Annotated in this window: 21 protein-coding genes and 2 tRNA genes; 10 read left to right on the forward strand and 13 right to left on the reverse strand. The window is 51.8% G+C overall.

The window, feature by feature from the left end; all coding sequences use genetic code 11:
• Positions 1–75 precede the first annotated feature (75 nt).
• The 3 genes from oppA to VH86_RS05270 form a co-directional block, all read right to left on the reverse strand.
• Complete coding sequence (oppA, locus tag VH86_RS05260; RefSeq protein ID WP_045816097.1) at positions 76–1,713, reverse strand: oligopeptide ABC transporter substrate-binding protein OppA; 1,638 nt, start codon at positions 1,711–1,713, stop codon at positions 76–78.
• A gap of 159 nt (positions 1,714–1,872) precedes the next feature.
• Positions 1,873–3,513 (reverse strand): ABC transporter substrate-binding protein, encoded by a 1,641-nt coding sequence (locus VH86_RS05265; RefSeq protein ID WP_045832159.1) that lies wholly within the window; start codon positions 3,511–3,513, stop codon positions 1,873–1,875.
• Between the two features lie 575 nt (positions 3,514–4,088).
• A complete protein-coding gene (locus VH86_RS05270) occupies positions 4,089–4,736 on the reverse strand; it encodes a YchE family NAAT transporter (RefSeq protein ID WP_045816095.1) in 648 nt (215 codons plus the stop codon).
• A gap of 444 nt (positions 4,737–5,180) precedes the next feature.
• On the opposite strand from VH86_RS05270, the gene adhE reads away from it, so the two are divergent.
• Positions 5,181–7,859 (forward strand): bifunctional acetaldehyde-CoA/alcohol dehydrogenase, encoded by a 2,679-nt coding sequence (gene adhE, locus VH86_RS05275; protein WP_045832160.1) that lies wholly within the window; start codon positions 5,181–5,183, stop codon positions 7,857–7,859.
• Between the two features lie 52 nt (positions 7,860–7,911).
• Here the strand turns inward: adhE and tdk are convergent, their stop codons facing one another.
• On the reverse strand, positions 7,912–8,532 hold the full coding sequence (gene tdk / locus VH86_RS05280; RefSeq protein WP_034828884.1) for a thymidine kinase: 621 nt from the start codon (positions 8,530–8,532) through the stop codon (positions 7,912–7,914).
• A gap of 417 nt (positions 8,533–8,949) precedes the next feature.
• Here tdk and hns point away from each other — a divergent pair, with 417 nt between their 5' ends.
• Positions 8,950–9,357, forward strand: coding sequence for a histone-like nucleoid-structuring protein H-NS (gene hns, locus VH86_RS05285; RefSeq protein WP_034828823.1), 408 nt, complete (start codon positions 8,950–8,952; stop codon positions 9,355–9,357).
• Positions 9,358–9,453: 96 nt separating this feature from the next.
• Here the strand turns inward: hns and VH86_RS05290 are convergent, their stop codons facing one another.
• The 5 genes from VH86_RS05290 to rssA form a co-directional block, all read right to left on the reverse strand.
• On the reverse strand, positions 9,454–10,461 hold the full coding sequence (locus VH86_RS05290) for an NAD-dependent epimerase (protein WP_045832161.1): 1,008 nt from the start codon (positions 10,459–10,461) through the stop codon (positions 9,454–9,456).
• Between the two features lie 14 nt (positions 10,462–10,475).
• Positions 10,476–11,816 carry a UDP-glucose/GDP-mannose dehydrogenase family protein gene (locus VH86_RS05295; protein WP_045832162.1) on the reverse strand — a complete coding sequence of 447 codons (1,341 nt, stop codon included), beginning with the start codon at positions 11,814–11,816 and terminating at the stop codon, positions 10,476–10,478.
• A 23-nt stretch (positions 11,817–11,839) separates the two neighbouring features.
• Entirely contained in the window at positions 11,840–12,748 is a 909-nt protein-coding gene (gene galU / locus VH86_RS05300) for a UTP--glucose-1-phosphate uridylyltransferase GalU (RefSeq protein ID WP_034828817.1), read from the reverse strand.
• Positions 12,749–12,941: 193 nt separating this feature from the next.
• Positions 12,942–13,958 carry a two-component system response regulator RssB gene (gene rssB / locus VH86_RS05305; RefSeq protein WP_034828815.1) on the reverse strand — a complete coding sequence of 339 codons (1,017 nt, stop codon included), beginning with the start codon at positions 13,956–13,958 and terminating at the stop codon, positions 12,942–12,944.
• Between the two features lie 102 nt (positions 13,959–14,060).
• Positions 14,061–14,966: a patatin-like phospholipase RssA gene (rssA, locus tag VH86_RS05310; protein ID WP_045832163.1), complete on the reverse strand. Its 906-nt coding sequence runs from the start codon at positions 14,964–14,966 to the stop codon at positions 14,061–14,063.
• A 96-nt stretch (positions 14,967–15,062) separates the two neighbouring features.
• On the opposite strand from rssA, the gene VH86_RS05315 reads away from it, so the two are divergent.
• The 5 genes from VH86_RS05315 to xthA all read left to right on the forward strand — a co-directional run bounded on the left by VH86_RS05315 (position 15,063) and on the right by xthA (position 17,706).
• Entirely contained in the window at positions 15,063–15,518 is a 456-nt protein-coding gene (locus VH86_RS05315; protein ID WP_034828811.1) for a YchJ family protein, read from the forward strand.
• Between the two features lie 57 nt (positions 15,519–15,575).
• Positions 15,576–16,424 (forward strand): formyltetrahydrofolate deformylase, encoded by an 849-nt coding sequence (gene purU / locus VH86_RS05320; RefSeq protein ID WP_045832164.1) that lies wholly within the window; start codon positions 15,576–15,578, stop codon positions 16,422–16,424.
• A 143-nt stretch (positions 16,425–16,567) separates the two neighbouring features.
• Positions 16,568–16,652: transfer RNA gene (locus VH86_RS05325), tRNA-Tyr, on the forward strand.
• Between the two features lie 46 nt (positions 16,653–16,698).
• Positions 16,699–16,783: transfer RNA gene (locus tag VH86_RS05330), tRNA-Tyr, on the forward strand.
• Positions 16,784–16,893: 110 nt separating this feature from the next.
• Positions 16,894–17,706 (forward strand): exodeoxyribonuclease III, encoded by an 813-nt coding sequence (xthA, locus tag VH86_RS05335; RefSeq protein WP_045832165.1) that lies wholly within the window; start codon positions 16,894–16,896, stop codon positions 17,704–17,706.
• 33 nt (positions 17,707–17,739) lie between these two features.
• On the opposite strand, the gene VH86_RS05340 is transcribed toward xthA, so the two are convergent.
• From VH86_RS05340 to VH86_RS05355, 4 genes are all read right to left on the reverse strand, one after another.
• On the reverse strand, positions 17,740–17,994 hold the full coding sequence (locus VH86_RS05340; RefSeq protein ID WP_369800309.1) for a YnjH family protein: 255 nt from the start codon (positions 17,992–17,994) through the stop codon (positions 17,740–17,742).
• Between the two features lie 41 nt (positions 17,995–18,035).
• Positions 18,036–19,958 carry a DNA topoisomerase III gene (locus VH86_RS05345; protein ID WP_045832167.1) on the reverse strand — a complete coding sequence of 641 codons (1,923 nt, stop codon included), beginning with the start codon at positions 19,956–19,958 and terminating at the stop codon, positions 18,036–18,038.
• Between the two features lie 22 nt (positions 19,959–19,980).
• Entirely contained in the window at positions 19,981–21,024 is a 1,044-nt protein-coding gene (gene selD, locus VH86_RS05350) for a selenide, water dikinase SelD (protein ID WP_045832168.1), read from the reverse strand.
• A 153-nt stretch (positions 21,025–21,177) separates the two neighbouring features.
• Positions 21,178–21,729: an NAD(P)H nitroreductase gene (locus VH86_RS05355; protein ID WP_045832169.1), complete on the reverse strand. Its 552-nt coding sequence runs from the start codon at positions 21,727–21,729 to the stop codon at positions 21,178–21,180.
• 169 nt (positions 21,730–21,898) lie between these two features.
• Between VH86_RS05355 and sppA the strand changes: the two genes are divergently transcribed.
• The 3 genes from sppA (at position 21,899) to pncA (ending at position 25,482) form a co-directional block, all read left to right on the forward strand.
• A complete protein-coding gene (sppA, locus tag VH86_RS05360; protein WP_045832170.1) occupies positions 21,899–23,758 on the forward strand; it encodes a signal peptide peptidase SppA in 1,860 nt (619 codons plus the stop codon).
• An 85-nt stretch (positions 23,759–23,843) separates the two neighbouring features.
• Complete coding sequence (gene ansA, locus VH86_RS05365) at positions 23,844–24,857, forward strand: asparaginase (RefSeq protein WP_045832171.1); 1,014 nt, start codon at positions 23,844–23,846, stop codon at positions 24,855–24,857.
• 16 nt (positions 24,858–24,873) lie between these two features.
• Entirely contained in the window at positions 24,874–25,482 is a 609-nt protein-coding gene (pncA, locus tag VH86_RS05370; RefSeq protein ID WP_034828795.1) for a bifunctional nicotinamidase/pyrazinamidase, read from the forward strand.

Here is a 25,482-nt window from a genome sequence, read left to right on the forward strand (position 1 = left end):
ACCTACCAGGCTGTTGCTTCACAAAGTCAAAAAGGCGGCGCTACAGCGCCGCCACTGTCGATAGCCTGAGTGCTATTAATGTTTAATGATATACAGGTTTTTATCGAGGGTTTTATCCAGCGGGTCATTGCCGGTGTAACCGCCAACGTACGGTTTCACCAGACGCGCATTCACGTAGTAGTAAACCGGTACGATGGTGCTGTCTTTATCCAGAATCTGCTCAGCTTTCTGGTAATCCGCGACACGGGCTTTATCGTCAACCGCTTTCACCGCATCGTGGATCACTTTATCGAAGTCCGCGCTCTTATAGTGCGAGGTGTTACTGCTGCTGTCAGACAGCATGATGTTCAGGAACGAGGTTGGCTCGTTATAGTCTGCACACCAGGCCGCACGGGAAACATCGAAGTTGCCCTGATGGCGGGTATCCAGGAAGGTTTTCCACTCCTGGTTTTCCAGCTTGATGTTGACGCCGATGTTCTTTTTCCAGATCGAAGAAGCGGCGATAGCCAGTTTCTTATGCAGATCTGAGGTGTTATACAGCAGGTTGAAGGTCAGTGGCTTATCAGCGGTATAACCGGCTTCAGCCAGCAGTTTTTTCGCTTCTTCGTTACGCTTGTTCTGATCCCACTTGAACCAGTCTGGCGGCAGCAATTCCATACCATCGGTGGCTGGTGGGGTGAAGCTGTAGGCGGGTAACTGACCCTGCGCCAGCACCTTGTTCACCATGATGTCGCGATCCAGACCCAGTTTCAGCGCAGTACGCACGCGCGGATCGGTGAATGGCGCTTTCTGGTTGTTGATTTCATAGTAATAGGTGCAGAGATACGGCTTCACCATCAACTCTTTGCCGTTATCACGCTGCAGTTTTTTGAACAGCTCGATCGGCATGTTGTTATAAGTGATGTCGCTGCCGTTTTCAGAGAAGTAACGGTTCACGTCACTGACTTCTGAGTTAATTGGCAGGAAGGTCACCTTGTTCAGCACGGTATGCGCGTTGTCCCAGTATTCTGGGTTACGCACGATGGTGACACGTTCGTTGATGACGTGTGATTCCAGTTTGAAGGCACCGTTGCCGACCCAGTTTTGCGGCTGCGTCCACTGATCGCCAAACTTATCGATGGCTGGTTTATACACCGGAGACATCACGGAGTTGATCAGCAGCTTGTAGAAGTAAGGAACCGGCTCGCTGAGAGTTACTTCCAGCGTATGATCGTCAATGGCTTTCACACCGAGATCGGTGATCGGTTTTTTACCGGCAATGATGTCATCGACATTCAGGATGTGGCCGTACTGTGGATAGCTGGCGTAAGGAGATGCAGTTTTAGGATCGACTAAACGCTCCCAGCTGTAGACGAAATCTTGTGCCGTTACCGGCTCACCATTGGACCATTTGGCATTCTTACGCAGATGGAAAGTCCAGACTTTAAAATCTTTGTTTTCCCAGCTTTCCGCTACGCCCGGAACCGGTTTGCCATCGCTGTCGCTGATGATCAGACCTTCGTACAGATCGCGTGCGATGTTATCTTCTGGCACGCCTTCAATTTTATGTGGGTCGAGTGATTGCACTTCATCACCGTTACCACGTACCAGCTCCTGTTTTGCTGCCAATTCAACGCCTGCTGGCACTGCTGCCAAAGCGGCATTCCCTGCCAGCGCGCCGATTGCTGCAAGAACGCCTGCGGCAATCAGGCTTTTTTTCGTGATGTTGTTCATTACTTAGCTCCAGTTTTATTATCGTCACCGGGTCAGTGAACTGCCCGGCGTACCCCGTTTCCGGGAGATCTCTGCCTGTCTGAACAGAGACCACTATCACCCTTCAGGGTTTACCACGTTAATGTGCCGTCCGACTGTAGCGCCGGTTCCCCACATTACTCAATGTTTCTTTATGTAATAGTATTTCAATGCCAGCATATCTTGCGGATCCTTGCCGGTGAAACCGCCTACCCAGGGTTTCACCAGACGAACGCTGACACGATAGTAAACCGGCACGATGGGCGAGTCCTTATCCAGCTGCGCTTCGGCCTGCTGATACAAAGATGCCCGTTGAGTGTTATCGGCAACCGTCAGGGTTTGCGCCATCAATTTATCGAAAGCATCGCTGTGATAAAATGCGGTGTTAATGGACGATCCGCTCAACAGCATGTTAAGGAAGGTTGAGGGCTCGTTATAATCCGAGCACCATGTCGCACGCACTACATCGTATTGTGCCTGACGACGTGTCTCCAGCAGCGTTTTCCACTCCTGATTTTGTAGCGTCACCTCGGCACCGAGATTCTTTTGCCACATTGAGGCGGCGGCGATGGCCTGCCGTTTGTTCTGTTCAGAGGTGTTATAAAGCAGCGTGAAACGCAGCGGATGTTGAGCATTGAAACCCGCTTCTGTCAGCAGTTGCTTCGCACTGGCGTTGCGCTCGGCCTGAGTTTGCTTCGACCATGCCGGCGCTTCAGGCGAGATGCCGTGCGTAAATGGCGGCGTCAGCGCATAGGCGGGAATCTGACCTTGCCCCATGATCTTGTCGGCGATGATGTCACGATCGAGCGTCAGCTTCAGCGCTGTTCGTACCCTGGCATCATCGAACGGGGCTTTTTTGTTATTCATCTCATAGTAGAAGGTGCAGAGCACAGGGCTGACTTTGACTTGATCGCCCAAATCCTGCTGCAACTTCTTGAACAAATCAGGAGGCACCACGCTATTGGTCATGTCCGTGCCGCCGCTGCGATAGCGGTTGATGTCACTGTTTTCGGAAGAGAGCGGCAGAAAAACGCCCTCATCAATCACGCTGTGCGCGTTATCCCAATATTGCGGATTACGCTTCAGGACAATCTTTTCATTCACCACCCAGTCAGCCAGCATGTAGGCACCATTCCCCACATAATTCTGCGGTTGGGTCCACTGCTCGCCGAATTTTTCAATCGCCGCGCGATACACCGGCTTCATCGCGGTGTGGGCCAGCATATCGACAAAATAGGGAACAGGCTCAGTGAGTGTCACTTCGAGGTGATGCGCATCAATCGCTTTCACGCCCAGTGAATCCGGCGAGGCTTTACCCGCCAAAATGGCGTCAATGTAGGCGATATGGGCGGCTTGCAAATAACTGGCATAGGGTGAAGCTGTTTTCGGATCGGCCAGACGCTGCCAGCTGTAGACGAAATCTTGCGCGGTGACGGGTTCACCGTTGCTCCAGCGCGCATCTTCACGCAGGGTGAAGGTCCAGATACGCCCTTGCTGGTTGCTCCACTGCGTTGCAACCCCGGGCACAATCTGACCGTTGTTATCGGTCTCAACCAGCCCTTCGAGCAAATTGCGGATAACGTTGGATTCAGGCACCCCTTCCGTTTTTTGCGGATCGAGAGAAGACACTTCACTGCCGTTGTTGATGACGATGCGCTGTGTTGCGGATAATTGCGTCCCTGCCGGGATGTCAGCGGCCTGACTGTGAGAGACAAAACCTGCACCTGCCAGACAAAGTGCCAAAGACGTGCGCGCAACCTTTTTCGCTACCATGCTTTTCATCAACAGATATCAACCTTAAATAAAAACCTGATAGCGAGTAAGCAAGAAGCGTACACATTTGTCGCGAACAGGGAAAAAATTTGTGATGAGCCGAAAATTATCAGAACCGATGCCCGCACGCCAAAGCTAAACAGCAAAAATGTTAGCTAATTCTCTTTTATCATGGAGTCCGCGACAGGAGAAGTGTTAATTTTCACCCTAAAATATTATTCAAGCAGATGTTTTATAAGCAATAAGTCAATATTCAGTCGATTTTCTCGCCAATAAAGCGCTGCAACCCGCCATTTTACTGTTAACGCTGCCAAACCCTCGACCAACAATATGAAACGTTATTTGAGACGATAGAACATCCGAATAGTGACTGATTAAAATGAATATAGCAGTGAAATATACTGTGATAATTATCACATATATTTATTGATGAACTGGCGCAGGAAGGAAAAGTAGTAGCAAAAGTGATGACAGGCAAATCATATTAAGCCAGGCGAATAATTTCACCCTATTGGTGCAAAATACCGGCCAATTGCACCAACATGGATCACGAAAGTTATTTTTTAACTGAAAACACCGACAATTTAATTCAGCAAACCCGGAAATATCGCTTTCATTCCGGTGACAACAAACTCAATCCCCAGTGCCATTAATAGCAATCCCATGATTCGGGTAATCACGTTAATGCCTGTTTGCCCTAAAACGCGCACCATTAAAGGGGCAGCCCGAAACAGTAACCAACAGCAGAAAGCGAAAATCGCAATGGCGATAGTGAAACCGATCAGGTTTATCCAGCTGTGGTAACGCGTGCTCCAGACGATGGTCGAACTGATCGCACCCGGGCCGGCCATCAAGGGCAAGGCCAGTGGCACTACACCAATACTTTCACGAATCGCGGTTTCTGACTTTTCTTGCTTGTTTTGCTTATCCTCGCCCAGCTTGCCGCTGATCATCGACATCGCGATTGTGACCACCAGAATGCCCCCGGCGATACGGAATGAGTCAATGGAAATGCCAAACAAATGGAGAATGGCATCCCCCAGGAACAGTGAGGTCCAGAGAATAATCGCCACAGCAAGATTTGCCGTAAAATTGGTTTTATTCCGCTCAGCGACCGCCTGGTAGCTGGTCATGCTGATAAACACGGGGATGATCCCTACGGGATTAACCAGGGCAAATAAACCGACAAAAAACTTAACGTAGCCGGAAAAATCAAGTAGCACGGGGTTCACGGTGAGCTCCACGAAGGTAGTGTTTCAAATCGCGCTTAATGTAGTGCATAAGTCGGACGGAAAACCAGTGGGTTAAGTAGAAATATATGCTGCTATTTCCACTTACTTCCAGTTTATTCCTCTGCGAACAAGGGGTCGTCACCCACCTCACGTCATCTCAACCAGCCAAAACCGCTTAATGCGTTACTTTAGTTGCTAAAGTCGGTGCTGAAAGGTGTCAGCTTGGCGCCAGATTGATCCACATCAAAATTTGACTACCTCATCAGGGGTAATCTTAACCCATCGAAACTATTGAAATAGGCATAAGCATCTTATCCTCGAAACCCTTTTAGTAAGCAACGGCAATCTACTCGCCACTCTGAACAACGTATAAGCATAGCGCGCCTATACTTTCGGACTCAGGCTTGCTTACTAAAAGAGTTTAACTTCCTTCAGGAGAGCACTATGGCCGTTACAAATGTTGCCGAACTTAATGCACTGGTAGAGCGTGTTAAAAAGGCACAGCGTGAATACGCCAACTTTAGTCAGGAACAAGTTGATACCATTTTCCGCGCTGCTGCACTCGCCGCTGCTGATGCCCGTATCCCCCTCGCCAAAATGGCCGTCGCCGAATCCGGCATGGGTATCGTTGAAGATAAAGTGATCAAAAACCACTTCGCTTCTGAATATATCTACAACGCTTATAAAGATGAGAAAACCTGTGGTGTGCTGGATACAGATGACACCTTTGGTACTATCACCATCGCTGAGCCGATTGGCCTGATTTGCGGTATCGTCCCGACCACTAACCCAACCTCAACCGCCATCTTTAAAGCATTGATCAGCCTTAAAACCCGTAACGGCATCATCTTCTCACCCCATCCACGCGCCAAAGATGCCACCAACAAAGCAGCCGACATTGTGTTGCAAGCCGCCATTGCCGCCGGTGCACCAAAAGACATTATTGGCTGGATCGATGTTCCTTCAGTAGAACTGTCTAACCAGTTAATGCATCACCCTGATATCAACCTGATTCTGGCCACCGGTGGCCCAGGCATGGTAAAAGCCGCATACAGTTCCGGTAAACCAGCGATTGGTGTCGGTGCCGGTAATACGCCAGTGGTGATCGATGAAACCGCCGATATCAAACGCGCAGTCGCTTCTATCCTGATGTCCAAAACCTTCGATAACGGCGTCATTTGTGCGTCAGAGCAGTCAGTCATCGTGGTGGACTCGGTGTACGATGCGGTTCGCGAGCGTTTCGCCAGCCACGGCGGCTATCTGCTGCAGGGCAAAGAGTTGAAAGCCATTCAGGATATCATCCTGAAAAATGGCGCACTGAATGCCGCTATCGTCGGTCAGCCTGCGGCAAAAATTGCTGAACTGGCCGGTATCAGCGTCCCTGCGACCACTAAAATTCTCATCGGCGAAGTGAAGCTGGTGGATGAGTCTGAACCGTTTGCCCACGAAAAACTGTCGCCAACCCTGGCGATGTATCGTGCAAAAGATTATTACGACGCGGTAGATAAGGCAGAAAAACTGGTGGCTATGGGCGGTATCGGCCATACCTCTTGTCTCTACACTGACCAGGATAACCAACACGAACGCGTGCACTTCTTTGGCGACAAAATGAAGACCGCCCGAATTCTGATTAACACACCAGCTTCGCAAGGCGGTATTGGCGACCTCTATAACTTCAAACTTGCGCCATCGTTGACGCTGGGTTGTGGTTCCTGGGGCGGTAACTCAATTTCTGAGAACGTCGGACCTAAACACCTGATCAACAAGAAAACCGTGGCCAAGCGAGCTGAAAATATGTTGTGGCATAAACTTCCGAAGTCTATCTACTTCCGTCGTGGTTCACTGCCGATTGCCCTGGAGGAAGTCGCCACCGACGGCGCTAAACGCGCCTTTATCGTCACCGACCGTTTCCTGTTTAACAATGGCTACGCCGATCAAGTCACTCGCGTGCTGAAAGCCCACGGCATTGAAACCGAAGTGTTCTTTGAAGTTGAAGCGGACCCAACGCTGAGCATCGTACGTAAAGGTGCTGAGCAGATGAATAGCTTCAAACCTGATGTGATTATCGCCCTGGGTGGCGGTTCGCCAATGGATGCCGCGAAAATCATGTGGGTAATGTACGAACATCCTGAAACCCACTTCGAAGAGCTGGCGCTGCGTTTCATGGATATCCGTAAACGTATCTACAAGTTCCCGAAAATGGGCGTGAAAGCACGCATGGTGGCTATCACCACCACTTCCGGTACCGGTTCTGAAGTCACGCCGTTTGCGGTAGTCACTGACGATGCGACCGGCCAGAAATATCCGTTAGCGGACTATGCACTGACGCCTGATATGGCGATTGTGGATGCCAATCTGGTGATGGATATGCCACGCTCGCTCTGTGCATTTGGTGGTCTGGATGCGGTGACTCACTCGCTGGAAGCCTATGTCTCTGTCCTTGCAAATGAGTACTCTGATGGCCAGGCGCTGCAGGCGCTGAAACTGCTGAAAGAGAACCTGCCTGCCAGCTATCGTGAGGGTGCGAAGAATCCCGTGGCGCGTGAACGTGTGCATAATGCGGCAACCATCGCCGGTATCGCCTTCGCGAACGCCTTCCTCGGTGTGTGTCACTCAATGGCGCATAAGCTGGGCTCGGAGTTCCACATTCCGCACGGTTTGGCGAACGCCCTGCTGATTTGCAACGTCATCCGTTACAACGCGAATGACAACCCAACCAAACAGACGGCTTTCAGCCAGTACGATCGCCCACAGGCACGTCGTCGCTACGCTGAAATTGCCGACCATCTTGGATTGAGTGCACAGGGTGACCGCACTGCCCAGAAAATTGAAAAACTGCTGGCATGGCTGGAAGAGATGAAAACTCAGCTGGGCATCCCAACCTCTATCCGTGAAGCAGGCGTGCAGGAAGCCGATTTCCTGGCGAAAGTCGATAAGCTGGCAGACGACGCGTTTGATGACCAGTGTACCGGTGCGAACCCGCGTTATCCGCTGATTGCTGAATTGAAGCAAATCATGCTGGATACCTTCTATGGCCGCGAATTCTCTGAAGCTGAAGGCCCAATTGCTGAAGCCGCCGATGATAAAACGGTGAAAATCGAGAAAAAGACCAAAAAAGCCTAACCGGCTAAAAAACAAAAAACCCGCTGCGGCGGGTTTTTTTATCACTAAATAATCAAGCGTGCGGAGATTGCGCACCATAGATAGCTTTTAACGATCCTTCATCAATCGCCTGTTTATAGTGTTTACGGCAGACAGAAATATATCGCTCATTGCCGCCAATCACCACCTGCTCTCCTTCACTGAACGGTTTACCGTTGGCATCAAGGCGCAATACCATGCTGGCTTTACGGCCGCAATGGCAGATGGTTTTAAGCTCAACCAGTTTATCTGCCCATGCCAGTAAATATTGACTGCCGGTAAAGAGCTCGCCGCGAAAATCAGTGCGTAATCCATAACACAATACGGGAATATCCATATTGTCGACCACATCCGATAACGCTCTGACTTGCTCACGTGTCAGGAACTGACTCTCATCCACCAGCACACAATGAACCGGTTGCTTCGCATGCTCCCTGGCTATTTCCTGATTTAATTGTGTCGCAGCGTTATATAAAAAAGCAGGAGACGAAAGACCAATCCGCGAGCTTACCTTGCCCGCACCAAAGCGGTCATCAATCTCGGCGGTATACACCAGAGTGCGCATGCCGCGCTCCTGATAGTTATAGGAGGACTGAAGCAAAGCAGTGGATTTACCCGCGTTCATCGCGGAGTAATAAAAATAAAGTTGGGCCATATGCAGAATCTCATCGCAGCACAAATCTGATGGCGCGCAGTTTACCATAAACAAGTAAACCTGTAGCGATGCATTATTTTTATCATTTGCTCAAATTAACGGCAATGGCAGGTACGTGATTCCTCATCAAAGTTAAAACAGCACTTTTTGGCAAAGAACAATCTATGCTGAGAAATTATTCAGCATTATTACCGCCAAAGTGTAAGGATTAGCACAACGTCACGGTGGCAAACGCGGATAATCAAGGCTTCAGATCTAAGCGCTAATGGTAAATATATTTGTAAACCGTTATACAATGTGATTTCTGGTTTTTACTTTACGTTTTACTTTTTAATCTGACTATTGCAGTTATTTTTTAGCCCCACTATTATGAGTCGGCAGAACAACTCCCATTTATTATATTTTGAGATTAGGACAATGAGCGAAGCACTTAAAATTCTTAATAATATCCGTACATTGCGCGCGCAAGCTCGGGAATGCACTCTGGAAACACTGGAAGAGATGCTGGAAAAACTCGAGGTTGTCGTCAATGAGCGTCGTGAAGAAGAAACTCACGCGCAGGCTGAAAATGCTGAACGTAACCGCAAACTGGAACAATACCGTGAAATGCTGATTGCGGATGGTATCGATCCAAACGAACTGTTACAGGCACTTTCTGAGACCAAAGCACCGGGTAAAACCAAGCGTGCTGCACGTCCTGCCAAGTATTCTTACGTTGATGAAAATGGTGAAAACCGTACCTGGACAGGCCAGGGTCGTACACCAGCCGTGATTAAAAAAGCGATTGAAGAACAAGGTAAACAACTGGACGATTTCCTGCTGTAATTCTCCAGTGCTTCGAATTGTGAATAACGCTAACGTGAGTTCACTTTACACCGGGTAAGAAAAAGGAAGCCGCTGGCTTCCTTTTTTAATGCGTCGTTATTGCTGATAGAAGCGACGATACCAATCAACAAAGTTCTGCACGCCCTGCTCAACCCTGGTTTGCGGACGGAACTGAATCGCGTCATATAACGGCTGGGTATCCGCACTGGTATTGAGCACATCTCCCGGCTGCATCGGCAGCATATTTTTCTTCGCTTCAATGCCCAACGCTTTTTCCAGTGACTCGATATAGGTCATCAGGCTGGTCGGCTGGCTGTTGCCGATATTGTAAACACGGTATGGCGCAGAACTGGTGGCCGGCGATCCCGCTTCCACGGTCCAGTTTTCATCAGCCTGCGGAATCACATCCTGCATGCGCACGATAGCTTCAGCAATATCATCAATGTAAGTGAAATCTCGGGTCATTTGCCCACGGTTATAGACGTCAATTTGCTCACCGGCCAGCATTGCGCGGGTGAATTTGAACAATGCCATATCTGGACGTCCCCACGGACCGTAAACAGTAAAGAAGCGCAGACCGGTGGTGGGCAACTGGTACAAATGGGAATAAGTATGCGACATCAATTCGTTGGCTTTTTTGGTGGCCGCATACAGAGAAATCGGATGATCAACAGAATCATCCGTTGAGAAAGGCATTTTGCGGTTAAGCCCATATACTGAGCTGGATGACGCATACAGCAGGTGGCCAACTTTATGATGGCGGCACCCTTCGAGAATATTGAGGTGGCCAATGAGATTGGCATCGGCGTAAGCGTGTGGGTTATCAATTGAATAACGAACGCCCGCTTGTGCACCCAGATGGATCACGCGATCAAATGCATGATCATCGAATAATGAAGAAATGGCCTGGCGATCTGCCAGGTCCATTTTCAGGAAAATAAACTCGGGATGCTGAAGGATCTGGTCTAAGCGCGCTTGTTTCAGGCTGACATCGTAATAGTCATTCAGGTTATCGATACCGACGACCTGGTGACCGGCGGCCAGCAAACGCTGACTCACGTGAAATCCAATAAAACCTGCCGCACCGGTAACCAAAAACTTCATACATCCCTCATTTATTACACAATTTGAATTGATGCTCCGCGGCCGATAGCGTAATACGTAAAGCCGCGTTTGCTGATACGTTCCGGATCATACAGGTTACGACCATCAAAAATCACGGGTTGTTTTAACGCGGTTTTGATAACGTCGAAATCTGGCGCACGGAAGTTCTGCCATTCAGTACAAATGACCAGGCCATCAGCACCCTGCAACGCCGCTTCTTTGGTACCGGTCAGCTTCAGATCGTCGCGGTGGCCATAAATACGCTGCGCTTCTTCCATTGCTTCCGGGTCAAATGCCTGAATGGTCGCACCCGCTTCCCACAGCGTTTCCATCAGCACACGGCTGGAGGCTTCACGCATATCGTCGGTATTAGGTTTGAACGCCAGGCCCCAGAGAGCGAAGGTTTTGCCACGCAGATCGTCGCCAAAATGACGTTTGATGAAGCTCGGCAGTTTGTTCTTCTGTGAATCATTCACATCTTCTACCGCCTGCAACAGACGCGGCGTGTAACCAATCGACTCAGCAGTGCGAATCAGCGCCTGCACGTCTTTCGGGAAGCACGAACCACCGTAGCCGCAGCCAGGGTAGATGAAGTGATAACCAATACGTGAATCTGAACCAATCCCCTGGCGGACTTTCTCAACGTCTGCTCCCAAACGTTCTGCCAGGTTAGAGATTTCGTTCATGAAGCTGATTTTGGTCGCCAGCATGCAGTTCGCTGCGTACTTGGTCAGCTCTGCACTGCGAATATCCATCAGAATCATACGATCGTGATTGCGATTGAATGGCTCATAAAGCTCACGCAACAACTCAACCACTTCGTCGTTATCGGTACCCACTACGATGCGCTCAGGACGCATGCAGTCGTTTACTGCAGCCCCTTCCTTGAGGAATTCAGGGTTAGAAACCACATCAAACGGGATGTTTGCATCACGTTTTTGCAGCGTCTCGGCCAGTACTGCACGCACACGATCAGCCGTTCCAACAGGGACGGTAGATTTATCGATCACCACTTTATGATCGTTCATGTGCGCTGCAATTGTCCGCGCAACCGCAGTCACATATTTCAGATCGGCAGAACCGTCTTCATCCGGCGGCGTACCCACAGCAATAAACTGCATCACACCGTGGTTAACACCCTCTTCTGCATTGGTGCTGAACTTCAGGCGACCCGCTTCATAGTTAGACATCACCAGCGGCGTCAAACCCGGTTCGAAAATCGGAATATGGCCTTTTTTCAGGTTTTCGACTTTCTTTTCATCGACATCAATACAGAGAACGTCATGTCCGACTTCGGCTAACACCGCAGCCTGAACCAGACCGACATAGCCGATACCAAATACAGTGACTTTCATTGAATTATCCTGTGTTTAATGAATTACTTTTTGTTGCCTACAGCGCCTTCCAGCCATTGAGTAAAGTCTTTACCCAGTACTGGATGACGAACGCCATACTCAACGAAAGCCTGCATATAACCCAGTTTGTTACCGCAGTCATGGCTTACACCGGTCAGGTGATAGGCTTCAACGGTCTCTTTTTCCATCAGCATGGCGATGGAGTCAGTCAGCTGAACTTCGCCGCCAGCACCTGGAGGGGTTTTCGCCAGCAGAGGCCAGATGTCAGCAGACAGCACGTAACGACCCACAACCGCGAGGTTAGATGGCGCTTCAGAAGCTTTAGGCTTCTCAACCACACCCACCATAGGCGCGCTCTGGCCTGGCGCCAGGTCAGCACCTTTGCAGTCAACGACACCGTAAGCGGTCACATCAGCAACCGGCTCTACCATGATCTGGCTGCGGCCGCTTTCTTCGTAACGCGCCAGCATTTCTGCCAGGTTGTCTTTGGTCGGATCAGATTCGTACTCGTCGATGATCACATCCGGCAGAATCACGGCAACCGGCTCATCACCGACCAGTGGGTGTGCACACATCACTGCGTGGCCAAGGCCTTTCGCAATACCCTGACGCACCTGCATGATGGTCACGTGTGGAGGACAGATAGACTGGATTTCGTCCAACAGCTGACGCTTAACGCGTTTTTCCAGCATGGATTCCAGTTCAAAACTGGTATCAAAATGGTTTTCGATGGCGTTTTTAGAAGAGTGTGTAACCAACACAATTTCGTTAATGCCCGCAGCGATACACTCATTCACGACATATTGGATCAGCGGCTTATCGACCAGCGGTAACATCTCTTTTGGAATAGCTTTAGTAGCAGGCAGCATACGCGTACCCAGACCTGCAACCGGGATTACCGCTTTTTTTACTTTAGACTTATAGGCAGACATCTAAATACCTCTCTTAATAGGCCGTTCAAGTTAATACTTGATATGTCGGTTTAAAAACGAAATGAGTATATCAGTTACTATCAGACGGAATTATCCTGGATGGAGCTAATCCGCGGAATTTAAGACTATTACCCAAGTGTAAAGCTTACCCCTGGCCCTGTCTCCAGCCCGCAAAAAATATAAATCCAATCGCTTATTCTTCAGCCGATAACATCAGCCGTAGCCTGCCACCCGCGCCCCACACATGGCACTGCCAAGCATCCGCGCGTTGGCTGATCTGATTGAGGTGCGTACTGCCCATAGTACCAAGCGGTACGCCGTTACTGAGTTGAATCTGATGGGTGTTAATGTGCAATGTGGCGTTGAGGCCAGCGGAGACCAGAATCAGGTTTTTCAACTGACGATGGTAGTACCCCACCAGCAAGGGGAACTGGCCACTGAGATTGGCCTGGCGTAACAGCATATTGACCTGGCGTAGCAGGCCGTTTAACTCCGGCAGGCGCTGTTTCTGTCCGGAAAGTTGTTCCTGTAACAGGCCGTTGAACAGCGCGCGCAACAGTAAGGCGGCCAACACGCCATTATCGCCTGCTCGGGTCACATCAAGACAGTAGAAGGCCAAATCCTTGTCGGACAACGCGGCGATATCCAGCACCAGCCCCGGCTGTTCAGCCATGGTCAGTTGGCGATAGTTAATGCGGCAATTGGCGATGGTTTGCTGAACCGGCGGTTGCAACTGCTTCAGTAGCTTAGACGCAGCTAAAGGATCGCGAACCAGTGCATCCCAGTCCTGAAACAGTTGTTCATCTTCCTCAACTTTAGAAGTGAACATCGAAGGGTAAAGACACTCATATACAGCTTCACGAAAACGTTCGAGGTTTCTGAGCGGCTTAAGCAGAACATCCTGAACCCCAAGGCGCAGGACATGCGCAATATCTGCCATGTTCTGCGTGGCGGAAATGATCAAAATTGGCACACTATTGCCGCGACTGCGAATACGTTCGACGAACTGAAGTCCCCCCATGCGCGGCATCTCCAGATCGCAAATCACCAGATCCACGGCTTGAGCCGACAGTAAGGTTAAGCCATCGAGGCCATCTCCCGCTTCCAGCGTGCTGGCTCCCAGCCCCACCAACATAGTGTCTAACATCGAACGGAAAACGACCTCATCTTCGACAATGAGTATCTTTTTGCCGATTAGTGGTTTTTCCATTCTCTCCCCCTGCGTACCAGATATTTCAATAGTGGTTCATAAAACGCAGTTGCGCCTTTCAGAATTGACTGAAGTCGCACTGCCTGTGAATGAACAACCTGATTATCTGCCACGGACCAGCGGTAATAGTTCATCCATTTTTTTCTCGACGGCGGCTTTACCTGCCGCAATGGCTTCTTCTGCACGATGAAAATCCAGTGTGGATATCTGCGGACAAAACGGTTGAATCAGCACATCCGGTGGATCGCCCGCCATACGATTACGTTTAAGGCGGTTTTCCAGAATCTGGATGGATGTGGACATGATCTCCATGGCGCCCGGCGTTTGATTGGCCCGGCGGTGCGTCAGACCCAGTATGCGCTGGCGCAATTTTTTGCCCCAGCTTAATGCTTCAGCCGCGGCCTCTTCTTCGCCGCTCTGTGGTGTCACCGACAATAAATCCTGCTGCATTAAATGCGCGTCATGCTGTAAGTCCACCGCGATGACAATATCGGCGCCAAGGGCTCGTGTCAGAGATATCGGTACCGGATTGACCACGGCACCATCCACCAGCCAGTAACCATTGTAGCCAACAGGTGGTAATAAGCCTGGCATACTACAGGACGCGCGTACTGCCTGATGCAAATCACCTTCGGTTAACCACAACTCACGGCCGGTACTTAAATTCGAGGCCACCACGCCAAAAGGTTTATTGCACCCCTCAATAAATTCATTGGGGATCAACTGACGGATGTGGCTGAACACGCGATCACCGCGAAGCAAACCACCACGCTGCCACGACAGATCCATGAGGCGGATCACATCCCAATAGCGAAATGCGCTCACCCACTTTTCCATTACGCCCAGCCGCCCTTTGACGTATGCCGATCCCACCAGCGCGCCGACTGAGCAGCCTGCAACCACATCAATTTCAATGCCGGCACGCTCCAGCGCATTAATTACACCAATGTGCGCCCAACCTTTGGCGGCACCTGAACCCAGGGCCAGCCCGATCCTCACCTTTCTCATCGCACCTCGTGATTAGTCTGGTACGTAGCATCCCGCTCAGCAGTCGGCTACCATAGCGCACACTTTAATTAACTTTAATCACTCACAGGAGATGACGTGTCTGAAAAGTGCCCCTGCTGCAGCGGAAAGCAGTATAGCTTATGTTGCCAGCCCTTTCTGAGCGGTCAGGCATTCCCTGCCAGCGCTGAACAATTAATGCGTTCACGCTATACCGCCTATGTTGAAAAGAACGCGGGCTATCTGGCTGCGACCTGGCACTCCAGTAAGCGTGTGGCCGACCTTGAGACGTTATTATCTGAAAGTTTTTCCGGCACTGAATGGCTGGGCTTGAATGTAACCCGTTGTAATCATGGAAGCCACGAGAATGAAGCCTTTGTGACCTTTTTTGCGCGTTACCGCGAAAAAGAGCGCACTTCGGCCATCTATGAATGTTCACGCTTTCTTCGTGAGGATCAACGCTGGTACTATATCGACGGAACGGTGCCCGAGCTGGGGCGCAACGATCGCTGTCCTTGTGGCTCCGATAAAAAATACAAAAAATGTTGTGGTTAATCTGGACAGATGCACAACGGCTTTACCATTCATCGCTTTGACAGGACTCTGATCGAGATGCAAGCGCAAAACACGCAACGAAAAGTTTTACGGACCATTTGCCCAGACGCGAAAGGTCTGATCGCCAAGATCACCAATATTTGCTACAAGCATGAACTCAACATCGTGCAAAACAACGAGTTTGTCGATCACCGTACCGGGCGCTTTTTCATGCGCACAGAGCTGGAGGGGATTTTCAACGACAATACCCTGCTGGCCGATCTCGACAGCGCATTGCCAGTCGGTTCGGTCCGTGAATTGCAGAGTGCCGGCCGTCGTCGCGTGGTGATTTTGGTGACTAAAGAGGCGCACTGCCTGGGCGATTTACTGATGAAATGCGCGTTTGGTGGTCTCGATATGGAGATTGCTGCCGTCATCGGTAACCATGAAACACTGCGCTCGCTGGTTGAACGTTTCGATATTCCGTTTGTGCTGGTCAGCCATGAAGGCCTGGCGCGCGAAGAGCATGACAATCGCATGGGCGACGAAATTGATCGTTACCAGCCGGATTACGTGGTTCTGGCAAAATACATGCGCGTGCTGACACCGGCCTTCGTGCAGCGTTACCCTAATCAAATCATCAATATTCACCACTCGTTCCTGCCTGCCTTTATCGGCGCGCGCCCTTACCATCAGGCTTACGAGCGTGGCGTTAAAATTATCGGTGCCACCGCGCACTACGTGAATGACAACCTGGATGAAGGTCCAATCATCATGCAGGACGTGATCAACGTCGACCATAGCTACACCGCAGAAGAGATGATGCGTGCCGGGCGTGATGTCGAGAAGAATGTCCTGAGCCGTGCGCTGTATAAAGTGCTTGGCCAGCGCGTGTTCGTTTACGGTAACCGCACCATCATTCTGTAAGCTTCCTGGCGCTGAATTGTGCAACTCTTCAGCGCCACGGATGAAAAGTGGACAAACGATTCATATTTTTGTTTTCAGCGCTTTACAGTCAGAGCGCATTTGGTATGATGCGCCCCGCTTTCAGGCACATTATTCAGGCCAGTGGCGGGATTCCCGAGCGGCCAAAGGGAGCAGACTGTAAATCTGCCGTCATCGACTTCGAAGGTTCGAATCCTTCTCCCGCCACCATCTGAATAATCCCCCCCGCCTGAATCGTTAAGAGCTTTATATCCCTGGCGGGATTCCCGAGCGGCCAAAGGGAGCAGACTGTAAATCTGCCGTCATCGACTTCGAAGGTTCGAATCCTTCTCCCGCCACCATCGTTTTCCCTCTTGCTCTCATCGTCGTTTCTTCCCGATTCAATCCATGACTTTTTAACGAAAACTCGCTACCATCCAGACATACTTTTGCGGATAAAAATGGCAGCGAAATGAAATTCATCTCTTTCAACATCAACGGCTTGCGCGCACGCCCCCATCAACTTGAAGCCCTCGTCGAGCAGCATCAGCCGGATGTGATTGGCCTGCAGGAAACCAAAGTTCACGATGACATGTTCCCGCTCGAAGACGTCAGCAAACTGGGTTACAACGTTTTTTATCATGGTCAAAAAGGCCACTACGGCGTCGCGCTGCTGACCAAGGCTCAGCCCGTTTCGGTACGTCGTGGTTTTCCCGGTGATGATGAAGATTCACAACGCCGCCTGATCATGGCGGAAATCCCCAGCCCGATTGGCGACATCACCGTGATTAACGGTTACTTCCCGCAGGGTGAAAGCCGTGACCATCCAACCAAATTCCCGGCGAAAGAGAAGTTCTACCGTGATTTACAGGATTATCTGGAACAGCAGTTGGCGGTTGATAAGCCGGTGCTGATCATGGGTGACATGAATATCAGCAGTACCGATTTTGATATCGGAATTGGCGAAGATAACCGTAAGCGCTGGCTGCGCACCGGTAAATGCTCATTCCTGCCAGAAGAGCGTGAGTGGATGGATCGCCTGTTGCATTGGGGTCTGGTTGATACCTGGCGCGCGAAATACCCGGAAACGGCTGACCGTTTCTCCTGGTTCGACTACCGTTCAAAAGGTTTTGATGATAACCGTGGTCTGCGTATCGACCTGTTGCTGGCCAGCCAACCGCTGGCCGCACGTTGCATCGAGAGCGGCATCGACTACGAGATCCGCAGCATGGAAAAACCCTCTGATCATGCACCGGTCTGGTCAACGTTCAATCTGGAAAAATAAGTCAACTGCGTGGCGTGAGAACGCCACGCACCTTTACTTGATGATTTTCCAGATAAGCGGGTTAGTGCCCATCACTTTCTCATCACGCCCGCACTGCAGCAGCACGCCTTCCGCTTTCACGACCGCCCCTTCAGAATAACTGCGATTCTCATAAGTGCAGCACTGCAGACAGTTACTCTGCTGATTATTCTGTCCCTGTGTCCAGACTTCCGGTGGCATATCAACCACCACATCCGTATTGCCCATGCGATTGTTTTCCGGCTGGCGGTTCGCCTGCGCCGAATTCATGCACAACAGCAGCCCGCTGAGCGCTAATAGAATATAACGCATCACTCTGTCTCCTTGGTTTTACGCCGGGTCGATTTCGGTTTTGCTTTACGTTTAGCGGCCGGTGCGGCAATGCCTCTAAATGATTGCAACGAGGGTCGCTGACGCGCTTCGCCAATTAACCCGATCAGCGTGGCAACCAGCGGCTGCATAAACTCATCGTAGCGGCAGGCCTTTTCACTGATGCGTGTTAATGTCGATTCCCATTGAGCCGTCATATCTGGCCGGGCCGCCATTTCAGGTAACGCATGTATCAGCGCCCTGCCCGCGTCCGTAGAATGAATATAGCGGCCTTTCTTCACGAGGAATGTCCGGCGGAACAATAATTCAATAATGCCGGCACGCGTCGCTTCCGTTCCTAAACCATCGGTCGCACGCAGCACTTTCTTTAATTCTTTATCCTGAACAAAACGCGCGATGCCGGTCATGGCGGATAACAGCGTAGCATCGGTGAACGGGCGCGGCGGCTGTGTCTGCTTGGCAAGCACTTCACCGCGCTCGCACAGCAGCTCATCCCCTTTCGCGACCACCGGTAAAGGCGTGCCATCGTTCTCTTCATCGCGCTCTTTGCTCCCCAGTAAGGCACGCCACCCCGCTTCTGCCAGAAAGCGCGCTTTGGCAACAAACTTGCCGCCGCCAATCTCGAGATCGATAACGCATTTACGGAACACCGCATCAGGGCAGAATTGCATCAGATACTGACGCGCCACCAGGCCGTAAATATTGGCTTCATTTTCCGTCAGGTTCACTTTGCTGGCGCGGGCGGTAGGGATAATGGCGTGGTGAGCATCCACCTTCTTATCATCCCAGCAGCGGTTCTTCTGTTCAGGATTAAAATCCGTGGGCGGTGTCAAATTGGGCTGGTGTGCCTGAATCGCATTCAGCACCGCATGCCGTCCGGCAAAATGTTCATCCGGCAAATAACGGCTGTCAGAACGCGGATAGGTAATCAACTTATGGGTTTCATACAGACGCTGGCAGCAGTCCAGGACGTTTTGCGCACTCAGGCCGAAACGCTTTGCCGCCTCGATCTGCAGGCTGGAGAGCGAAAACGGCAATGGCGCGGTGTCAGATTCCCGTTTGTCGTTATAGCCCGTCACTATCGCCGGCTTGCCGTTGATGCGCTCTAAGACGTGATCGGCCAGCGATCGATGTAACAGGCGACCTTCCTCATCCTGCCAGGGTTCGCAGGCGTCGCTGGGTATCCAACTGGCAACAAAACGCTCATCCTTCGGCGTCACGATGTGCGCTTTCACTTCGAAGTAATCTTTCGGGATGAAGTTTTCGATCTCTTCATCGCGACGCACCACCAGGCCGAGCACCGGCGTTTGTACGCGACCGACCGACAGCACGCCATCATAACCGGCATTGCGGCCTAACAGCGTCCAGGCACGGGTCATATTGATGCCGTAGAGCCAATCTGCGCGGGCGCGGGCCAATGCGGAGACGCACAGCGGGATAAACTCGCGATTCTCACGTAAACGGCTTACTGCTCGCTCCACGGCGGAGGGGTTGAGATCGTTGATCAGACAGCGCTGCACTTTCTGCCGCTTTTCCGGCGCGAGTTGCAGGTAGTCCAGCACTTCATCCACCAACAGCTGACCTTCACGATCCGGGTCACCGGCGTGCACCACTTCACTCGCCTGTTGCAACAAACCCTCAATCACTTTGAGTTGCTTCGCCACCGACGGGCGTGGCTGTAAACGCCACTTTTCCGGAATGATCGGCAGGTCGGCAAGATTCCAGCGCGCATAGCGGCTGTCATAGCTGTCCGGCTGCGCCTGTTCCAACAAATGCCCGACACACCAGGTGACCATCTGATCGTTGCCACAGGCAATAAAACCGTCACCGCGTCGATGCGGTTTCGGCAGTACATCAGCAATGGCACGCGCCAGGCTGGGTTTTTCAGCAATAAACAAACGCATGTCTGGCGTCGTTCCTTCTACGTCAATTCACGACGGTAATTAATGGGCAGGAAGGATCGGCTGCGAAGAGTTCACCTATCGCTGTCGCCTGCACGCCGGCCAATGTAGCGCAGCGCTGGAAGGCTTCGACCTCGCTGGGTTGCACCGCCACCAGTAAACCACCCGAGGTTTGCGGATCGCACAGTAACGCGCGAGTCGCATCGTCCATCGCGGAAATAAGGGCGCCATAGCTGGCAAAATTGCGCTGAGTACCCCCGGGCACGGCACCTTTAGCAATATACTCATCGACACCCGGTAAGCGCGGAACTTGCGTGGCGTGGACTTGCGCACGCAAACCTGACCCCTGGCAAATCTCACTCAAATGTCCGAGCAAGCCAAAACCGGTGACATCGGTCATGGCGCTAACGCCATCCAGTTTGGCGAATTCGGCACCGGCTTTATTCAACTGACACATCACCTCCGCCGCTAAGGATTGGTGTTCTGGCAGCAGAAGGCCTTTTTTCTCGGCGGTGGTCAGGATGCCGATCCCCAGTGGCTTAGTGAGAAACAGCTGGCTCCCCACCTGCGCGGCGCTGTTCTTTTTCACCCGCGCCACATCAACAATTCCCGTGACGGCCAGGCCAAAAATCGGCTCCGGCGCATCGATCGAATGCCCACCCGCCAGAGCAATGCCAGCAGCCTGACACGCCGCACGCCCGCCTTCAATGACCTGCTGAGCCACTTCCGGGCTCAGCACGTTGACTGGCCAACCCAGGATGGCAATCGCCATGATCGGTTTGCCGCCCATAGCATAAATATCACTGATGGCATTGGTGGCGGCGATACGGCCAAAGGTATGGGGATCATCGACAATCGGCATAAAAAAGTCAGTGGTGCTGACCACCGCCGTGCCGTTGCCGAGATCATAAACGGCAGCATCGTCACGTGTTTCGTTGCCCACCAGCAACTGAGGGTCATGAAAAGGGGTCAGCTCACTATGAAGAATGGTTTCCAGTACCTGCGGCGAAATTTTGCAGCCGCAGCCAGCTCCATGGCTGTATTGCGTCAGACGAAGAGGTTCACTCATGGCGGGTTCCTTATGCGCTGAACAGAAGGCTGTATGTTAGCCTGGCTGTCAGCCGGTGGTAAGTGTTGCGCGGTTTAAGCTCGATCTTTCGCACACGCGGTGTGCAATCTTTGCAACACGGCTCACCCTGCCGAAGAAACCCGCCGATGTCTGTCAGAAATAACTGACAAATTGCGCGGTGTCCGGTGCAACCACCGTGGTATTGGCTTTAAGCTGCGGCGTACCGAGATAGAGGAATCCGACAATCGCATCCTGCTCGCGGCAACCAAAGGCTTCGCGTACCGAAGGATGGTCAGTCCATGGGCCGCTACGCCAGATACCGTTAAAGCCTTGTGCCACCGCGGCCATTTGCATCGCCATCACGGCACAACCGGCTGAAACCAACTGTTCCCAATGCGGGACTTTGGCATGCTCTTCACAGTGCGCCACCACAGTGATAATCATCGGCGCTCGAAACGGTGCGGTGGCCGATTTTTCAATCGCCTTTTCATCGAGGTCGCTGTCACGCGCCGCTTGTTCAAGCAATTTACCAAAACGCTCACGCCCTTCATTCTCTACAATGATAAAGCGCCACGGCTGCAACGTACCATGATCCGGTGCACGTAAGCCTGCGTGCAAAATGTTCTGCAAGACTTCGCCCGCGGGTGCCGGTTCTGCCAGACGCGATGCCGAACGGCGGTTAATTAATAAATCCAGTGCATCCATCATTATTCTCCCGTGAATAAAAAGCGTGGGCTAATCCTGGCACAGCAAGATCTTTTGTAACAGTCTGGCGCGATTTCCTGCTGACATTTCGCACGCTGCTCTTTAGGATGAACCCGACATCGGGGCAGACCGCGTGGCGACTGCCCTGTTACGTGAATATGGAGAGTTTATGCGCACATTGTGGCGAATTATTGCTGGCCTGTTCCGCTGGAGCTGGCGGGTGTTGAATTTTATTCGGGAATTCATTCTTAATTTATTCCTCATCGTCCTAATCCTCGCCGGTGTCGGTATCTGGTTACAGCTTTCCAGCGCCAACAGCAGCGAACCGGTGCAACAGGGTGCACTCAAAGTGGATTTAAGCGGTGTATTGGTGGATAAACCCTCCGTCAGCAATCGCCTGAGTCGCATCAGTCGTGAGTTGCTGGGCGCGAGCAGCGATCGCCTGCAAGAGAATTCATTATTCGACGTGGTGGATGCGGTTCGTCAGGCGAAAACTGACAAAAACATCACCGGGATTGTGCTTGATTTGCGTGATTTTGCGGGCGGCGATCAACCCTCATTACAATATCTGGGCAAATCGCTGCGTGAGTTCCGTGATGCGGGCAAACCGATATACGCCATTGGTGATAGCTATAGCCAGGCGCAATACTACATCGCCAGCTATGCCACCAAAATTTATCTGTCACCGCAGGGCACCGTTGATCTGCATGGCTTTGCGACCAATGGGTTGTATTACAAATCCCTGTTAGAGAAGCTCAAAGTCAATTCTCATGTGTTCCGTGTGGGCACCTACAAATCTGCCGTCGAGCCTTTCCTGCGTGACGATATGTCTCCGGAAGCCCGTGATGCGGATGGTCGCTGGATCGGCCAGCTGTGGCAGAACTACCTGAACACCGTTTCCGCCAATCGCCAGATTACGCCGGATCAACTGTTCCCAGGAGCAGCCGGCGTCATCAGCGGATTGCAGGCTGTTGACGGCGATACCGCAAAATATGCGCTGAACAGTAAATTGGTTGATGTGCTGGATAGCCGTGCGGCTGCGGATCAGGAACTGGTGAAAACCTTTGGCTGGGATAAAGCCAATAACGATTATCGCAACGTCAGCATTTACGATTACACCGTGAAGCAGCCTCAGCAGGACCAGGATGGCAATATTGCGGTGATCTTCGCCAGCGGTGCGATTATGGACGGTGAGGAAACCGCCGGAAACGTGGGTGGCGATACCACCGCTTCGCAGATTCGCGATGCGCGTCTCGATCCGAAAATTAAAGCGATTGTACTGCGCGTCAACAGCCCAGGTGGCAGCGTGTCGGCATCGGAAGCGATTCGTGAAGAGTTAGCCGCAGCCCATGATGCTGGCAAGCCAGTGGTGGTCTCAATGGGCGGCATGGCGGCTTCAGGTGGCTACTGGATCTCGACGCCAGCAGACTACATTGTGGCCGCCCCCAGCACCCTGACCGGTTCAATCGGCATTTTCGGCGTGATTAACACGGTTGAAAATAGCCTGAACAGTATTGGGGTACACACGGATGGCGTGGCCACTTCTCCGCTGGCTGACGTTGCCACCACCAAAGCCCTGCCGACGGAAGTGCAGCAATTGATGCAGCTGACCATCGAAAACGGCTATCGCAACTTTGTCGGACTGGTGGCGAAGTCACGTCATAAAACGCCAGAACAGATCAATGATATCGCCCAGGGTCATGTCTGGACCGGCAGCGATGCGAAAGCCAATGGCCTGGTGGATGCGTTGGGTGATTTTGACGATGCCGTGGCGAAAGCGGCTGAGTTGGCAAAAGTCGCCAGGCCGCAGCTTAGCTGGTATCAGGACGACCCCGGCATGATTGACCTGCTGTTAAATCAGATGAATGCCTCGGCACAAGCGATGCTGCCAGCAGCACTGAAAGTGTGGCTGCCCGCGCCGATGCTGGACGTAATGAGTGCAGTGAAAGATCAGCCTGGCCTGATGAACAATCTCAATGATCCGCAAAATCGCTACGCCTTCTGCCTGAACTGCGGCAACGTACGCTAATCTTTACAGCCCGGCCGCTGGTCGGGCTGCTTTTCGCTGTTAATCCCCTTATACTGCGCGTTTTACGGCAAGTCTGAGTTCTTCCATGCAAAAGAAAAATATCTATGTAGCCTACACGGGCGGTACCATCGGTATGCAGCGCTCCGCGCACGGCTACATTCCGGTTTCCGGCCATCTGCAGCAGCAACTGGCCAACATGCCAGAGTTCCATCGGCCTGAGATGCCGAATTTCACCATCCACGAATATCAGCCTCTGATGGATTCGTCAGATATGACGCCATTGGATTGGCAATCGATTGCTGATGACATTAAACAGAATTACGACAGCTATGATGGCTTTGTGATTCTGCACGGCACCGACACCATGGCGTTTACCGCCTCGGCGCTGTCATTCATGCTGGAAAACCTCGCGAAGCCCGTCATCGTAACCGGCTCGCAAATTCCTTTGGCAGAATTGCGCTCAGATGGTCAGCAGAACCTCCTCAATTCGTTGTATGTTGCGGCGAACTATCCCATTAATGAAGTGGCGTTGTTCTTTAACAACACACTGTTTCGTGGCAATCGCACCACCAAAGCACATGCCGACGGCTTCAACGCCTTCGCTTCACCGAATCTCGCTCCTTTGCTGGAAGCCGGTATTCACATTCGTAAACTCAATACGCCGCCGGCACCGCAGGGCAGTGGCGAGTTGATTGTGCATCCGATTACCCCACAACCGATTGGCGTGGTGACCATTTACCCCGGGATCTCTGCCGATGTGGTGCGTAACTTCTTGCGCCAGCCGGTGAAAGCACTGATTCTGCGCTCTTATGGTGTCGGCAACGCGCCGCAAAATGCAGAATTCCTGGCTGAACTGCAGCAGGCCAGCGAACGTGGGATTGTGGTGGTGAATCTGACGCAATGCATGTCCGGCAAAGTGAACATGGGGGGCTATGCCACCGGTAATGCGCTGGAGCATGCGGGGGTGATCAGCGGTTTTGACCTTACCGTTGAGGCAACATTAACAAAACTGCACTTTTTGTTGAGCCAAAACCTCACCAACCCGGAAATTCGTGCCAGAATGCAACAGAATTTACGCGGCGAACTGACCGACGACTGATACGGAGCGAGATGTAATGAAGCGGGCATTGATAATCATCGATATTCAGAACGATTTTTGCCCCGGCGGCCCAATGGCGGTGCGCGAAGGCGACCAAACGGTTGCCGTTGCTAATCGCTACGCACGCGAGTTCCGCGATCGGGGAGAATGTGTAGTGGCATTGCAAGACTGGCATCCGGCAGATCATGGCAGCTTCGCCTCCGTCTCTGGCGAACCGGTGTATACTCTGGGTGAATTGAACGGTTTGGCGCAGATTTGGTGGCCCGATCACGGAGTCGAGAACTCAGTGGGGGCGGATTTCCATCCAGAGCTGGACCGCACACTGATTGATGCGGTGTTCCATAAGGGGGGCGATGCTGATGTGGATAGCTACAGTGCTTTCTTCGATAACGGCCATCGCCGCAAAACGGAGCTGGACAGTTGGCTGCGTGAACGCGACATCAGCGACCTGGTGATGCTGGGGCTCGCTACCGACTATTGCGTCAAATACAGCGTGCTGGATGCGCTGGAGCTGGGCTACAACGTTGAAGTGGTGAAAGAGGGGTGCCGCGGCGTCAACCTGAATCCTGATGACAGCGATATTGCCATCGAACAGATGCAAGCTCAGGGTGCGGTAATAATCTGA

This window comes from Pantoea sp. BL1, from assembly GCF_000963985.1.
GTDB lineage: Bacteria > Pseudomonadota > Gammaproteobacteria > Enterobacterales > Enterobacteriaceae > Pantoea > Pantoea rwandensis_B.